General features: G+C 65.7%; 13 protein-coding genes. 4 read left to right on the forward strand and 9 right to left on the reverse strand.

Annotated features, from left to right (window positions below; genetic code table 11):
* Positions 1-160 precede the first annotated feature (160 nt).
* Positions 161-955 (forward strand): nucleoside triphosphate pyrophosphohydrolase, encoded by a 795-nt coding sequence (gene mazG / locus Q8Q53_RS12670; RefSeq protein ID WP_305702153.1) that lies wholly within the window; start codon positions 161-163, stop codon positions 953-955.
* Here mazG and hflX read toward each other — a convergent pair.
* The 7 genes from hflX to dusB all read right to left on the reverse strand — a co-directional run bounded on the left by hflX (position 932) and on the right by dusB (position 10,222).
* Positions 932-2,215, reverse strand: a complete 1,284-nt coding sequence (gene hflX, locus Q8Q53_RS12675; protein WP_305702141.1) for a GTPase HflX — start codon at positions 2,213-2,215, stop codon at positions 932-934. The genes mazG and hflX overlap by 24 nt on opposite strands.
* Positions 2,216-2,265: 50 nt before the next feature.
* The gene (gene hfq, locus Q8Q53_RS12680) at positions 2,266-2,853 is read right to left on the reverse strand and encodes an RNA chaperone Hfq (RefSeq protein ID WP_305702142.1); all 588 of its coding nucleotides are present in this window, start codon (positions 2,851-2,853) and stop codon (positions 2,266-2,268) included.
* A 142-nt stretch (positions 2,854-2,995) separates the two neighbouring features.
* Entirely contained in the window at positions 2,996-4,387 is a 1,392-nt protein-coding gene (locus Q8Q53_RS12685; protein ID WP_305702143.1) for a sigma-54 dependent transcriptional regulator, read from the reverse strand.
* A 17-nt stretch (positions 4,388-4,404) separates the two neighbouring features.
* Positions 4,405-6,633 carry an ATP-binding protein gene (locus Q8Q53_RS12690; protein ID WP_305702144.1) on the reverse strand — a complete coding sequence of 743 codons (2,229 nt, stop codon included), beginning with the start codon at positions 6,631-6,633 and terminating at the stop codon, positions 4,405-4,407.
* A 66-nt stretch (positions 6,634-6,699) separates the two neighbouring features.
* Positions 6,700-8,109 (reverse strand): sigma-54 dependent transcriptional regulator, encoded by a 1,410-nt coding sequence (locus Q8Q53_RS12695; protein ID WP_305702145.1) that lies wholly within the window; start codon positions 8,107-8,109, stop codon positions 6,700-6,702.
* Complete coding sequence (locus tag Q8Q53_RS12700) at positions 8,106-9,209, reverse strand: nitrogen regulation protein NR(II) (RefSeq protein ID WP_305702146.1); 1,104 nt, start codon at positions 9,207-9,209, stop codon at positions 8,106-8,108. The genes Q8Q53_RS12695 and Q8Q53_RS12700 overlap by 4 nt, the downstream gene beginning before the upstream one ends.
* Positions 9,206-10,222 (reverse strand): tRNA dihydrouridine synthase DusB, encoded by a 1,017-nt coding sequence (gene dusB, locus Q8Q53_RS12705; RefSeq protein ID WP_305702147.1) that lies wholly within the window; start codon positions 10,220-10,222, stop codon positions 9,206-9,208. The genes Q8Q53_RS12700 and dusB overlap by 4 nt, the downstream gene beginning before the upstream one ends.
* A gap of 75 nt (positions 10,223-10,297) precedes the next feature.
* Between dusB and Q8Q53_RS12710 the strand changes: the two genes are divergently transcribed.
* Together Q8Q53_RS12710 and Q8Q53_RS12715 are read left to right on the forward strand one after the other, a co-directional pair.
* On the forward strand, positions 10,298-11,449 hold the full coding sequence (locus tag Q8Q53_RS12710) for a bifunctional 2-C-methyl-D-erythritol 4-phosphate cytidylyltransferase/2-C-methyl-D-erythritol 2,4-cyclodiphosphate synthase (protein WP_305702148.1): 1,152 nt from the start codon (positions 10,298-10,300) through the stop codon (positions 11,447-11,449).
* An 81-nt stretch (positions 11,450-11,530) separates the two neighbouring features.
* Positions 11,531-12,028, forward strand: a complete 498-nt coding sequence (locus Q8Q53_RS12715; RefSeq protein WP_305702149.1) for a CinA family protein — start codon at positions 11,531-11,533, stop codon at positions 12,026-12,028.
* Here Q8Q53_RS12715 and Q8Q53_RS12720 read toward each other — a convergent pair.
* Both Q8Q53_RS12720 and lipA read right to left on the reverse strand, forming a co-directional pair.
* Entirely contained in the window at positions 11,989-12,450 is a 462-nt protein-coding gene (locus Q8Q53_RS12720; RefSeq protein WP_305702150.1) for a type II toxin-antitoxin system RatA family toxin, read from the reverse strand. The genes Q8Q53_RS12715 and Q8Q53_RS12720 overlap by 40 nt on opposite strands.
* Positions 12,450-13,397: a lipoyl synthase gene (gene lipA / locus Q8Q53_RS12725; protein WP_371136556.1), complete on the reverse strand. Its 948-nt coding sequence runs from the start codon at positions 13,395-13,397 to the stop codon at positions 12,450-12,452. The genes Q8Q53_RS12720 and lipA overlap by 1 nt, the downstream gene beginning before the upstream one ends.
* 73 nt (positions 13,398-13,470) lie before the next feature.
* Between lipA and Q8Q53_RS12730 the strand changes: the two genes are divergently transcribed.
* A complete protein-coding gene (locus Q8Q53_RS12730) occupies positions 13,471-14,124 on the forward strand; it encodes a carbonic anhydrase (RefSeq protein ID WP_305702152.1) in 654 nt (217 codons plus the stop codon).
* The last annotated feature ends 64 nt before the right edge of the window (positions 14,125-14,188 follow it).

Raw genomic sequence — 14,188 nt, forward strand, 5'->3', positions numbered from 1 at the left:
CACCGGCTCCATTACCGCCAGACCAGCGCACCAGCAGGGGCTACGCTGCACAAGATCGAAGGGTTCCGCGCAGCCCCTGCTGCATCAGACGGTGACATCTCTATCTGGTGGAAATAGTGTCTTTTCTAAATTGCAGGAACAAGTGACCGAGCCTGCTGAAGTGACCACGCCTGTGACATCGCCTATCGACCGCCTCCTCCGGATCATGGCCCGGCTGCGTGACCGCGATACCGGCTGCGACTGGGACCGGGCGCAAACCTTTACCACGATCGCGCCCTATACGATCGAGGAAGCCTATGAGGTGTCGGACGCGATCGAACGCGGCGACATGTCCGCGCTCAAGGAGGAACTCGGCGACCTGCTGCTGCAAGTCGTGTTCCACGCCCGAATGGCCGAGGAGCACGGCCTGTTCGACTTCACCGCCGTGGCCGATGCGATCAGCGCCAAGATGGAAGCCCGCCATCCGCATATCTTCGGTCACGCAGCTGAAGGCGATCAATCGCGCGAAGAACGCTGGGAAAGCCTGAAGGCCGATGAACGCGCCGCCAAAGGTGCAACCAGCGCGCTGGACGGCGTCGCGCTGGCGCTGCCTGCGCTGATGCGGGCGGAAAAGCTGCAAAAGCGGGCGGCGCGGCAGGGCTTCGACTGGCCTGATCCGGCTGGCCCGGCCGCAAAAGTCCTTGAGGAACTGGACGAACTGGCCACCGCTGAAACGGATGCGCAGCGGCTGGACGAGGCGGGCGATCTGCTGTTCGCCGCCGTCAATCTGGTGCGCGCGCACCGGCTCGCCCCAGAGGACGCCCTGCGCCACGCCAACGCAAAGTTTGAACGCCGGTTCCGCGGCATGGAAGCCCTGGCCGCAGCGCGCGGACAGACGTTTGCGGAACTGTCACTCGATCAGCAGGACGCGCTGTGGAATGACGTCAAAGCGTCAGAGCTGCGCGAAACGCCCTAGTTCGCGCGGATCAAGGCGGACTTTCAGGCGCCGCAAGGGACCGCGCTCATCTTCGCCGCCGTCCTCATCGGTCAGAATCTCACCGCGCGCGTGCAGCCATGCCAGCCGCTGGCCATCGGTGACCGGCAGCACGAAGGTGTGAACCCTGGCCTTGGCAGTGAGCAGCTTGCCCACCGCTTCGAGCAATTCATCACACCCCTGCCCCGTCAGCGCCGACAGCGGAACGACCGTTTCATCGCCGCGCGCCGCGATCTGTTCGGTCAGTTCAGCGGCCAGTTCGGGATCCAGCAAATCCCATTTGTTCCACGCCTCGATGATCGGAACCCCGGCCTCATCCGGTTCGGCTTCCAGCACGCCCAGATCGGTCAGCACGTCCAGCACTTGCTGCTTTTGCGCCTGGGTATCGGGATTGGCGATATCACGCACGTGGACGATGACATCGGCTGCGGACACTTCTTCCAGCGTGGCCCGAAATGCGGCAATCAGCTGGGTCGGCAAGTCAGAGATGAAGCCCACGGTGTCAGACAGGATTGCCTTGTCCACCCCCGGCAGACGGATGCGGCGCATCGTCGGGTCGAGCGTGGCAAACAGCAGATCCTCGGCCATGACTGCCGCGCCGGTCAGCCGGTTGAACAGCGTCGATTTACCGGCATTGGTATAGCCGACCAGCGCGATCACCGGCCACGGGGCTTTTTCACGCCGCGTGCGATGCAGTCCGCGCGTCCGGCGGACCTGTTCCAGTTCCTTGCGGAGCTTGGCCATCCGGTCGCGGATCAGGCGGCGGTCGGCCTCGATCTGGGTTTCGCCCGGTCCGCCCAGAAAGCCGAAGCCGCCGCGCTGACGCTCAAGGTGGGTCCAGCTGCGCACCAGCCGACCGGCCTGGTAATCGAGATGCGCCAGCTCAACCTGCAAGCGCCCTTCGGCCGTCGCGGCGCGCTCCCCGAAGATTTCAAGGATCAGGCCGGTGCGGTCGATCACCTTGCGCTTGAGCTTTTCCTCAAGGTTGCGCTGCTGGATCGCGGTCAGCGAACCATCGACGATCACCAGTTCGGCGTCGCCGAGATTGCAGGCAACGTCGATATTCTGGATCTGCCCTTCCCCGAACAGCGTAGCCGCGCGCGCCTCGCGGATCGGAATCGCGAAGGCATCGACCACTTCCAGCCCGATCGCCAGCGCCAGCCCGCGCGCCTCCTCCAGCCGCGCGGCCGTGTCCGTGCCATGGCCGCCGCGCACCCGGAATTCGGGATATGCGATTACCACACGGGCGCCCCGCGTGACCTCTCCGTCGAGGTCTTCTCCGAAATTCAGGGTCAGTCGGGTTCGCCTTCTTCGCCGTCCCAATCACCCGTCAGATCGACCGGCGTTACGGGCTGGATGGTGGAAACAGCATGCTTGTAGGCGAGCTGGACATAGCCTTCGCGCTCCAGCAGCATGCAGAACAGGTCATACGCGGCCAGACGGCCCTGCAACATAACCCCGTTCACGAGGAACATCGTCACCTGCACCGCCGAATTGCGGACGCTGGAAAGGAACACGTCCTGAAGCAGGCGGATCTTTTTCGCCGCGTCCGCCATGCCGAACTGCGCCGCATCAATCGGCTGGCTGGGCATGATCGTGGAAATGGCGTGCTTGTAGACCAGTTGCGACTGGCCATCGCGGCGCAGCAGGATCGAAAAATTGTCAAACCAGGTGACGATGCCTTGCAGTTTCACGCCCTTCACCAGGAACATGGTGACCGGCACCTTGTTCTTGCGCAGCAGGTTCAGGAACTGGTCCTGCAGGTTCTGCCCCTTGGCCCCGCCGGTGATCGGCACGGGCGCGGCGGCCGCAGGCTGCTCTTCAATTTCGGGTTCTGCCTTTGGGGGACGCGGACGCGCGGTCAGTGTGCGAGAAGTCATGGGTCAGCTCCTTCTTGTTGGCGGCCGCTGGTGCGGCTCGCATTCTGGAGGCGATGTCCCTGCCGGGCATGCCATCCGATGTAACGTCGTGAAGACTAACGCGAACAATCCGATGCTGCAATGCGGAATCGTCCCCCCGCGTTCAGCCCTCTGCGTCCTCCTCGTCATCACGGCGATCAACCATCCCCAACAGCTTGAGCTTGCGGTGCAAGGCTGACCGCTCCATGCCGATGAACGCCGCAGTGCGGGAAATGTTCCCGGAGAAACGGCGGATCTGGACCCGCAGATATTCACGCTCAAAGTTTTCCCGCGCCTCGCGCAGGGGCACGCCCATCAGCGCCGAAATCCCCGAATCCCCGGCGATCCTGCCGTTCAGGATTTCCGCCGGGAGCATATCCGATTCGATCCGGCTGAGCCGTTCGCGCGGGGTCAGGATGATGGTCCGTTCCACCACGTTGCGCAGCTGGCGCACATTGCCGGGCCACTCATAGCTTTGCAGCGCGGCCATCGCCTCAATCGCGACTTCGGGCGGCGAAACGCCTTGATCGGAGGCAAACCGGGCAAAGAAGTGATCGACCAGCGACGGGATATCCTCGCGCCGTTCGGCCAGCGACGGGATCGTCACCGGCACCACGTTGAGCCGGTAGAACAGGTCTTCGCGAAAGCGCTTTTCGCTGATCTCCTTTTCCAGATCCCGTGCGGTGGAGGACACCACCCGCACGTCGACCCGGATCTGGCGATGCCCGCCGACCCTGACAAACGCCTGATCGGTCAGCACCCGCAGGATCCGCGCCTGCGTTGACAGCGGCATATCGGCCACTTCATCGAGGTAAAGCGTGCCGCCATCAGCCATTTCCAGCAGCCCGGCGCGGACCAGCTTGCCGCCCTGCTCTTCCCCGAACAGTTCCTGTTCGAACCGTTCGGGCGTGATGCGGGCGGAATTGACCGTGACGAAGGCATTGCCGGTGCGCTGGCTCCAGCTGTGCAAGAGTCGTGCCGCCACTTCCTTGCCCGCCCCGGCTGGCCCCGAAATCAGCAGGCGGCTGCCGGTGTTGGCAACCCGCTTCAGCGTGGCACGGACCTGGTTGATCGCGGTGCTGTTGCCGGTGAATTCGTCCGAGGTGACGAACCCTTCGCGCAGCCGGGCGTTTTCGCGCCGCAGCCGCTCCGTCTCGGTCGCGCGGGCGACCAGCAGCAGCAGTCGCTCTGCCTCGAACGGCTTTTCGATGAAGTCCATCGCGCCCCGGCCGATCGCCGAAACCGCAGTGTCGATGTTGCCATGACCGGAAAAGATGATCACCGGCAGTTCCGGTTCGCGCAGCTTGATCGCGTCGAGCACTTCAAGGCCGTCCATCGGGCTGCCGTGCAGCCAGACGTCCAGCAGCACCAGACTGGGGCGGCGCTGGTCGATCATCTCGAGCGCGGTGGTGCTGTCCCCCGCCGTCCGGCATTCATAGCCTTCATCGCTGAGCACGCCTGCCACGAGATCGCGGATGTCACGTTCGTCATCGACGATCAGGATATCGAGCGCCATAATCCGTTTTCCTGCACTTATTCCGCGGCTTCGGGCGGCAGCTGGTGTCCCAGCGGGTCGCGCGCAAAGCGCATGGTGACAATTGTTCCATCCGGATCGCCCGGCGCGAAGGTCATGTCCCCGCCGTGCTCCTCGACAATCTTGTTGACGATCGCGAGGCCCAGCCCGGTGCCCTTCTCGCGCGAAGTGACATACGGCTCGACAATCCGTTCACGGTCCTGCGGCAACCCGACGCCATTGTCGGCGATTTCCACCACCACCGCTTCAGGCTCGCCCCGCAGCGTCACCCGGATCCGCCCGCGATAGACTGCATCCGCGGTCTTCTGGCGTGTTTCGATGGCCTCGGTCGCGTTCTTGATAACGTTGGTGAGTGCCTGGCCGACCTGATGGCGGTCGCAAGCGATCACCCCGATGTCCGGATCGGACTTGAACGTGAAGTTGATTTCCGGCCGGGCCACTTCCTGCAGGAACAGCGCCTGCCGGGCAAGATCGACCACGTCCTCGCCCCGGAACACCGGTTTGGGCAGCCGCGCGAACGAGGAGAACTCGTCCACCATCTTGCGCAGATCGCCGACCTGCCGGATGATCGTGTTGGTCAGTTCATCGAACAGTTCGACGTCGGCCGTGATCAGTTTGCGATAGCGCCGCTTAAGTCGCTCCGTCGCGAGCTGGATCGGGGTCAGCGGGTTCTTGATTTCGTGGGCGATCCGCCGCGCCACGTCGGACCATGCGGCCTGGCGCTGATCGACCAGCTGACGGGTGATATCTTCAAACGTGATCACGTGTCCGGATTGCTCGCGCGTTGCCTTGACGGCCAGCGTTAGCAGGTCGGGGCCCTTGGCATATTGGACAATACCGCCATTGCTGCCGCCTTCGATCAACTGCGCGATCGACGGGGCAATTTCGGCCAGCCGCGCGCCGACCGGGGGCGGCACATCGCGGTCCAGCAGCAGCTTTTGAGCGGACCCGTTCATCAGCAGGATTTTCCCGGAATTGTCGGTGGAAATCACCCCCGCAGTGACCGATTCCAGCACGGCTTCGATAAAGGCGCGGCGTTCATCGAGTTGCTGGTTGGCCCCGACCAGCGCCTGCGTCTGGCGTTCGAGCTGCTGGGTCATGCGGTTGAACGCGCGGTTGAGCAGGCCGACTTCATCAGCCCCGTTGCGCCCTTCGACCCGCATCGAAAAGTTCCCCGCCCCCACTTCGCGGGCGGCATCGACCAGATCGTAAAGTGGTTTCACCTGCCGGTCGGCAAACCGCAGCGCGAACCAGATCGACAGCCCGACCAGCGCCAGCGACGCGGCGAACAGCGCCACGTTGATCTGCAATTGCAACACCCGCGCGCGTTTGGTCAGGACATCATAGGCCAGCACGATATTCTGCGCGCGTTTGCCCTGACTGAACGTCAAAAGGTCCGATTTGCGGGCAGTATAGAGGTAGATTCCGGCACGCTGGTCAATCGGGGTGACGGCTTCGATCCGGTCGGCCTTGGCGCTGGTGACGATCGCCACACCGCTGTCGAGCTTGCGCAGGATGTCGGCCGAAACCTGTTCGGACAGCGGATTGTCGCCGCGCGCGAAGGCGGCCTTGCGCAGGATGCCGTCGCCGCCCTTTTGCAGGATGGTGGATTCGTTGATCTTCCGGTGGACCACCTGATACGAATAATATTCCGGGAAGGCCGGGCTGCCGAGCGATTCCTGGCTGAGAAAGTCGCGCAGGTCGCCCGCCATGGCGAGCGATTCATACTCCATGTCGCGCTGGGTCTGCTCGTAATAGCCACGCGCCAGCTTGTTGGCGTTTTCCAGCAATCCGCGCGAATTGTCGGAAAACCAGAACTCCACACCGTATTGGAACAGCCACGACGCAAAGATCACCACCAGCAGTGTGGGAATGGCGGAAATCAGCGAGAAAAAGAACACCAGCCGGACGTGGAGCTGCCCCGCCCCGCCCTTGTTTGCAGCCGCACGTTGCAGCGCCAGACGGCGACCGAGCAGCACCAGAATGGCCATTGCCGGGACCAGCGTGCCCACCAGCAGCGTGGCGGTCAGTTCGGTTGGCATCAGTTGATCGCGGCTGGCCCGCCCGGCGACCAGATACCAGGTCAGCCCGGTCATCACTAGAAAGCTGAGGACCGAGGCAATTTCCATGATCGCGAAGAAATTGGCCCGGCGCGCGGCGATCTGCACCCGTCGCCACCAGCGCGGCCAGGCCCTGTTGCTGCCGGAAAGGTTGCGCGCGGCATCCATAAGTGGCGCTGTTACAACACTACTGTTGCAAGAATGCAAGACGCATTCCGCCGGATCGCCGACGGGTTACGACAAACGGAGCAGTTCCGCCGGATCGATCCCCAGTTCGTGCAATCGCTTGCGCAAGGTATTGCGGTTGATCCCCAGAAGCTGGGCGGCGCGCAGCTGGTTCCCGGCGGTCTGGCGCAGCACTTCCTGAAACAGCGGCCGCTCGAACGCCGCCAGCGCGGCGTCATAGACCGTGCCGGGTGGTGGGCGGTGCGTTGCCAGCCAGTCGGTCACCGCGCCGTCGAGGCCGGAGCCGATCGCTTCGCCCTCGTTCCGCGCGCTCTGCGCCAGCAGCGGGGCAACGCTGTCCGCGTCGATCAGTTCCTCGCGCGCCAGCAGTGCCAGCCGGTAGATGAAATTGCGCAGTTCCCGCACATTGCCGCGCCACGGCTGGCGGGCCAGCAGTTCAGCTGCATCGGCGGCGAGCTGATGCCGGGGCAGCCCCTCACCCATGGCCAGTTGCAGGAAGTGCCGGGCGAGCGCGGGAACGTCGTCCGCGCGTTCGCGCAGCGGCGGCAGGGTGATCGGGACCACGTTGAGCCGGTAGAACAGATCCTCGCGGAAAGTGCCCGCCGCGATCATCGGTTCCAGATCGCGGTTGGTGGCGGCAACGATCCGGGCATCGACCCGGATTTCCTCCCGCCCGCCCACGCGGTGGATGCTGCCCGATTGCAGCGCGCGCAGCAGCCGGGTCTGGGCCTGCATCGGCATATCGCCGATTTCATCAAGGAACAGCGTCCCACCGCTGGCCTGTTCAAACTTGCCGATGGACCGCGCGACCGCGCCAGTGAACGCGCCCTTTTCGTGGCCGAACAGCTCGCTTTCGATCAGTTCGGCAGGAATCGCGGCGGTGTTGACCGCGATGAACGGCCCCGCGCGGCGATGGCCGAGCTGATGGATCGCCTCGGCCACCAGTTCCTTGCCGGTGCCGCTTTCGCCCAGCACCAGCACGGTCAGATCGTTGCGCAGCACGCGGGTGATCATCCGGTAAACCGCCTGCATCGCCGCGCTGCGCCCGACCAGCGGCAGCCCCGCAACCGGTGCTTCCTCATCCGGGCCGGACCGCGCTGCGCTGCTGCCGACCGCCTGCCGCACGGTGCGCGCCAGTTCGTCGATGTCGAACGGCTTGGGGAAATATTCGAACGCCCCGGTGTCGCTGGCCCGCACTGCGGTATCCAGCGTGTTCTGCGCCGACAGGATGATGACCGGCATGTCGGGCGCAAGCTCGCGGACCCGCCCGATGGTTTCGATTCCGTCGCCGTCGGTCAGCATGACATCGGTCACCAGCGCCTCGAACGCCTGATTGGCCAGCAACCGGTCACGATCGGCGATGCTGTCGCACCGGATCACGGCAAAGCCTTCGGCCTCCAGCGCGGCGGTGATCACGATCGAGATCGAGGGATCGTCCTCGACCAGCAGCACGGTCATGTCGGTTCTCCTGCCGGGGCATCGCCCCGCGCGGCGTTGCGCCGTTCCGGCGCCATCGGCAAATGCACGCGAAAGTGGGTCAGGCCGCCTGCTTCGTCGCGGTCATACCCAATCCGCCCGTTCATATCGCGCACCAGCCGCCGAACGAGCGCCAGACCCAGCCCCTGCCCGCTCTTCTTGGTGGTGACGAACGGTTCGAACACGTGTTCGCGCATCGCCGGGTCGATGCCGGGGCCATTGTCGGACACGCGCAGTTCAATCGGCAGGCGCACCGGCTTGCCATCTTCGCCGGGGTGCAGTTGCAGCCCGCTGGCAAAGCGGGTGCGGATCGTCACGGTTGGCACCGCAGCCCCCCGGCAGGCATCGACCGCATTGGCTATCAGGTTGATCAGCACTTGCACCAGCGCATCGGGATTGCCCAGCACGGCTGGCAAGGAAGGATCGAACTCCTCGACGATCGGCGGGGCCTGCCCGCCTGCCTCGATCACCGCGCGGGCCCGGCGGACCGCTTCGTGCAGGTTGCACGGGGTAACCGGCTGCGGGGCGCGGCGCGACAGCGATTGCATCTGGTCGATCAGCTTGACGATGCGGTCGACCTCATCCGCGATCAGCCCGGTCAGCGCCAGATCACCGCCCTGCACCTTGCGGCCCAGCAACTGCGCCGCCCCGCGAATGCCGGCCAGCGGGTTCTTGATTTCATGCGCCAGGATATCAGGCGCGCGCAGCACGCTGTCCTCGCCCGCGCCGGGATCGTCGCTCATCGACTGGGCGCCGCTGATGTCGTTCAGCGTCAGCACCTGCCAGCCCGGCTGGTCGATCAACGGCGCGGCGGTCACATCCAGTCGGCGCGGCCCCTGCCCCGGCATGGTCACGGCGGTGGCGCGGGCCGATACCTGCGCATCGGTTTCCAGCAACCGCGCGGCCAGCCGCGGCTCTTCAAACCGCAGCAATTCGGCCAGCGAGCGGCCTTGCAGGCGGCGCAGGCTTTGCCCCAGGAACTGTTCGGCAGCCGGATTGGCCGCCGCGATCCGCTGGCCCGGTGCCAGCACGATCACGGCCAGTGACAGGCTGGACAGCTGCCGCCGCGCGTCCACGATCACGCCGCCGCGCGGTGCAGGAACGGATCGTAGAAGTCGCGCAGCGCCTGCATCACCGCCTGCGCATCGTCGATGAAGTTCACGCCGTTGCGGAAATTGGCCGAGCCATGCAGCCCGCGCGTATACCAGCCCAGATGCTTGCGGGCCATGCGCACGCCGGTGTCCTCGCCATAGAGGTCGAGCATCCACTGATAGTGTTCCAGGATCAGGTCCAGCTGCTGGTCCAGCGTCGGATCGGGCAGCTCCTGCCCGGTGTTCAGCCAGTGCATCACCTGCGCCAGCAGCCACGGCTTGCCATAGGCCCCGCGCCCGATCATCACCCCGTCCGCGCCGCTCTGCTCCAGCGCGGCGGCGGTGTCCGCTACCCCGCAGATGTCGCCATTGACGATCACCGGGATCGACACGGCGTCTTTCACCCGGCGGACAAAGCCCCAGTCGGCGTGGCCTTTATACAGCTGGTTGCGGGTGCGGCCATGCACGGTGACCAGTTTGACCCCCAGATCCTCAGCAATCCGGGCAAGCTCGGGGGCGTTGAGGCTGTCATGGCACCAGCCCATCCGCATCTTGACGGTAACCGGCACGTTCACCGCCTTGACCGTCGCTGCGATCAGGCGGCTGGCCAGCCCCAGATCGCGCATCAGCGCGGAACCGGCATCGCCGTTGACGATCTTGCGGACCGGGCAGCCCATGTTGATGTCGATGATCGCCGCGCCGCGATCCTCGGACAGCTTCGCGGCCTCGGCCATCTGTTCGGGGACGCAGCCGACCAGCTGCATCGACACGGGCTCTTCCGCCGGGTCCCACGCGGCCTTCTGCACCGACTGGCGGGTTTCGCGGATCGCGGCGGGGCTGGCGATCATCTCGGTCACGTTGAGGCCGGAGCCGAACCGGCGCACGAGGCGGCGGAACGGCAGATCGGTGACGCCGGTCATCGGCGCGAGGATTACCGGGCAGTCGATCTGTACCGGACCGACGTTGATCGGGGCGAACTGCGGCGGAACGGGAAGCGTGGTCATTGCGGGCGTGCCTAAAATTTGGGCAGCACATAGGGAATTGCCGCGCGCTCGGCAAGGCTTTACCCGCTCAGGTGCATGACAGACCAGACCCCTCCCCTGAACGGTGTCGCCGCCGTGATCGTCGCCGCTGGCGCGGGCCTGCGCGCCGGGCAACCGGTGCCCAAGCAGTTCGCCGTGTGGCGCGGCAAGCCGGTGGTGCGCCATTCCGCCGAAGCGCTGGCCGCCGCCGGGATCAACCCGATCGTGGTCGCCATTCCGCCCGGCGCGGACGACGTCGCGGGCGCGGCGCTGGCGGGCGTTGCAGGGGTGCGGCTGGTGACCGGGGGGGCAACCCGGCAGGAATCGGTGCGCCGCGCGCTGGAAGCGCTGGCCGGGGATGCGCCGCGGGCCGTGATGATCCACGATGCCGCTCGCCCCATCCTGCCGCGTGCGGTGATCGACCGGCTGGTGACGGCGCTGGCGCAGCAGCCGGGGGCCATCCCGGTGCTGCCGGTGGCCGACAGCCTTTGCGCCGCCGATGGCGCGGTGATGGGCGCGCCGGCCGAGCGCGAGACGCTGCGCCGCGTACAGACCCCGCAGGCGTTCCGCTTTGCCGATATTCTGGACGCGCACCGTGGCTGGACCGGCCCGGATACTGCCGGGGACGATGCGCAAGTCGCGCGGGCGAGCGGGCTGGTGGTGGCGCTGGTCGATGGAGACGAAACCTTGCACAAGCTGACTTATTCAACCGATTTCGCCGCCGATCTGCCGCCGCTGCGGGTTGGCAGCGGCTATGACGTTCACCGGCTGGCGGCGGGCGAGGACTTGTGGCTGTGCGGCGTGCGGATCGATCACACCCACGGGCTGGCCGGGCATTCGGATGCCGACGTGGCGATCCACGCGCTGGTCGATGCGATTCTGGGGGCGATTGGCGATGGCGATATCGGCAGCCACTTCCCGCCCAGCGATCCGCAGTGGCGCGGCGCTTCGTCCGACCGGTTCCTGGCCCACGCGGTCAGCCTGGCGGCGGCCCAAGGCTACCGGATCGGCAATGTCGATGTGACGATCATCTGCGAAGCACCCCGGATCGGCCCGCACCGGCAGGCGATGCGGGAACGGCTGGCGCAGCTGCTCGGCACGCCGCTGGCGAGCGTCAGCGTCAAGGCCACCACGACCGAGCGGCTGGGCTTTACCGGGCGCAGCGAAGGGATTGCCGCGCAGGCCGTGGCCACGCTGCTGCGGGGCTGATTCACGCCCATCGCGTTTCAGCTATGGCTTTCCCCGCAAAAGGGGTGCAGTGGCGCGGCCTCTTCAATTTCAGGTGCTGAAATGTCGATTCTTCCTGCTGATCTCGTCGAACTCGCCGCCCGCGTCATCGCGGAAAACCGCGCGGCGGGCAGAACGGTCGCGCTGGCTGAAAGCTGCACCGGCGGGCTGGTCGCCGCTGCGCTGACCGAAATCGCCGGATCGTCCGCCGTGCTCGACCGGGGCATGGTGACCTATTCGAACGAAGCGAAGCAGGAAATGCTGGGCGTTCCCGCCGACATCATCGACACGTTCGGCGCGGTCTCCATCGCCTGCGCCTGGGCGATGGCGCAGGGCGCGCTGAAGCGCAGCACGGCCGATGTAACCGTCGCGATCAGCGGGATTGCCGGGCCGGACGGCGGCACGGCGCAAAAGCCGGTCGGCACCGTGGTCTTCGCCCGCGCGATCCGCGGCCAGGCTGAAGAAGACGCACTGGCCGAGGAGCGCCTGTTCGAAGGCGTTAGCCGCGACGGTGTGCGGCATCAGGCCGCGCTGGTGGCGCTGGAGCTGCTGTTGCCGTAAAGCTGGTCGGCCCGTTCCTCGAACGCGCCCACCATCTTGCGGAACGCACGGTCGAAATACTGCCCTGCCAGCCGTTCGAACATGGCGTTGCGGAACGTGAACGACACGTGGAAATCCACTTCGCACCCGCCGCCCGCAACGTCGCGGAACTCCCAGACATTATCCAGATCGCGCATCGGTCCGTCGATGTAGTGGACCTTGATCTGGCGCGGCCGGTCCTTGACCACGCGTGAGGTGAACTTTTCGCGCAGTGCCTTGAAGCCAACCAGCATGTCGGCAACCATCTCGGTCTCGCTGTCGGACTTCACCCGCGTCGCCACCACCCACGGCAGGAACTCGCCATAGCGGGCGACATCGGCAACCAGCGTGAACATCTGCTCCGCGCTGTAGGGCAGGCGCCGGGTTTCGCTGATCCCCGGCATCAGCCGCGCTGTGCCGCCTTGGCCAGCTGGGCCTCACGCGCGGCGCGCATCGCGCGGAAATCGTCGCCCGCGTGATAGCTGGACCGGGTCAGCGGGGTTGCCGCGACTTGCAGAAAGCCCTTGGCCCGCGCAATCGCGCCATAGGCGCTGAACGCCTGCGGGGTGACGAAATCGATCACCTTGGCGTGTTTGGGCGTGGGTTGCAGGTATTGCCCCATGGTCAGAAAGTCGATCCCTGCGCTGCGCATGTCGTCCATCACCTGATGGACTTCCAGCCGCTGCTCACCCAGCCCCAGCATCACGCCGGACTTGGTGAAGATCAGCGGATTGTGGTGCTTGACCTCTTCCAGCAGCCGCAGCGAGGCGTAATAGCGCGCGCCGGGGCGGATCGTGGGATAGAGCCGGGGGACGGTCTCCAGGTTGTGGTTATAGACGTCCGGCCCGGCCGCAACGATGGCTTCCACCGCCGCCTGCATCTTGCCGCGAAAATCGGGCGTCAGAATCTCGATCGTGGTCTGCGGCGTGGTGCGGCGCAGCGCCTCGATCACTTTCACGAACTGCCCCGCCCCGCCATCGGGCAGGTCATCGCGGTCGACCGAGGTGATGACGATGTGTTCCAACCCCAGCTTGGCCGCCGCCGTGGCGACGTTTTCCGGCTCCAGCAGATCGACCGTGCGCGGCATCCCCGTCTTGACGTTGCAGAACGCGCACGCGCGGGTGCAGACATCGCCCAGGATCATCACGGTCGCATGCTTCTTGGTCCAGCATTCGCCGATGTTCGGGCAAGCCGCTTCCTCGCACACCGTGTTGAGGCCAAGGCCGCGCATCAGTGCACGGGTTTCGCCATAGCCCTTGCTGGTCGGTGCCTTGACCCGGATCCAGTCCGGCTTGCGCTGGCGTTCAGGGCGGGAAACCGACTCGCCGGTGGGAGCGGGCGCATTCGTCATGTCGTTCATGCCGCCCACTTAGGCGCTTGGCCTGCCTCTTGCCAGAGGCAATCTGGAACGGCATGGAGCCGCCATGACTGAAAGCTACTCCCCCGAACTCGACCGCCTGATCGACGGATACCGCCGCTTCCGCGAAACCGGCTGGAGCCCGAATCGTGAGCGCTGGGCTACCCTGCGCGATGGCCAGGAGCCGGAAATCATGGTGATCGCCTGTAGCGACAGCCGGGTCGATCCGGCGCAGATCTTCGATGTCGATCCAGGCGAAATCTTTGTGGTCCGCAACGTTGCCGCGATGGTCCCTCCGTTCGAGACGACCCCCGGCCACCACGGCGTATCGGCCGCACTGGAATTTGCGGTGCAGGTGCTCAAAGTCAAGGAAATCGTGGTGCTGGGCCACGGCATGTGCGGCGGCTGCAAGGCCGCGCTGACCCGTGAACTGCACGGCTGCGAACCGGGCGAAGGCGGCTTCGTGGCTGACTGGATCGCACTGCTCGATGATGCGCGCGGGCCGGTTGTCGCGCAGTACGGCACCGAAGGACGCGCGGCCGAACGCGCGATGGAACAGGCCGGGGTGCGCGTCTCGATCGACAACTTGCGCACGTTCCCCTGCATCCGCCGCAAGGAACGCGACGGCGAACTGAAACTGCGCGGCGCCTTCTTCGCGATCAGCGACGGCGTGCTGCACGTGCTGGACGAGGACAGCGGCGAGTTCGGCCCGGTAAGCTGAGCGGGACGCGGCTCAGCCTCCCCAATCTTACCCCGTTCGTGTCGAGCGAAGTCGAGACACCTTG

It is taken from the genome of Novosphingobium sp., from assembly GCF_030699305.1.
Lineage (GTDB): Bacteria > Pseudomonadota > Alphaproteobacteria > Sphingomonadales > Sphingomonadaceae > Novosphingobium.

Coding starts and splice junctions, on each gene's coding strand:
- hfq (WP_305702142.1), bottom strand. CDS start 2,853: ATGACTTCTCGCACACTGACCGCGCGTCCGCGTCCCCCAAAGGCAGAA.
- Q8Q53_RS12685 (WP_305702143.1), bottom strand. CDS start 4,387: ATGGCGCTCGATATCCTGATCGTCGATGACGAACGTGACATCCGCGAT.
- Q8Q53_RS12690 (WP_305702144.1), bottom strand. CDS start 6,633: ATGGATGCCGCGCGCAACCTTTCCGGCAGCAACAGGGCCTGGCCGCGC.
- Q8Q53_RS12695 (WP_305702145.1), bottom strand. CDS start 8,109: ATGACCGTGCTGCTGGTCGAGGACGATCCCTCGATCTCGATCGTGATC.
- dusB (WP_305702147.1), bottom strand. CDS start 10,222: ATGACCACGCTTCCCGTTCCGCCGCAGTTCGCCCCGATCAACGTCGGT.
- Q8Q53_RS12710 (WP_305702148.1), top strand. CDS start 10,298: ATGACAGACCAGACCCCTCCCCTGAACGGTGTCGCCGCCGTGATCGTC.
- Q8Q53_RS12715 (WP_305702149.1), top strand. CDS start 11,531: ATGTCGATTCTTCCTGCTGATCTCGTCGAACTCGCCGCCCGCGTCATC.
- Q8Q53_RS12720 (WP_305702150.1), bottom strand. CDS start 12,450: ATGCCGGGGATCAGCGAAACCCGGCGCCTGCCCTACAGCGCGGAGCAG.
- lipA (WP_371136556.1), bottom strand. CDS start 13,397: ATGACGAATGCGCCCGCTCCCACCGGCGAGTCGGTTTCCCGCCCTGAA.
- Q8Q53_RS12730 (WP_305702152.1), top strand. CDS start 13,471: ATGACTGAAAGCTACTCCCCCGAACTCGACCGCCTGATCGACGGATAC.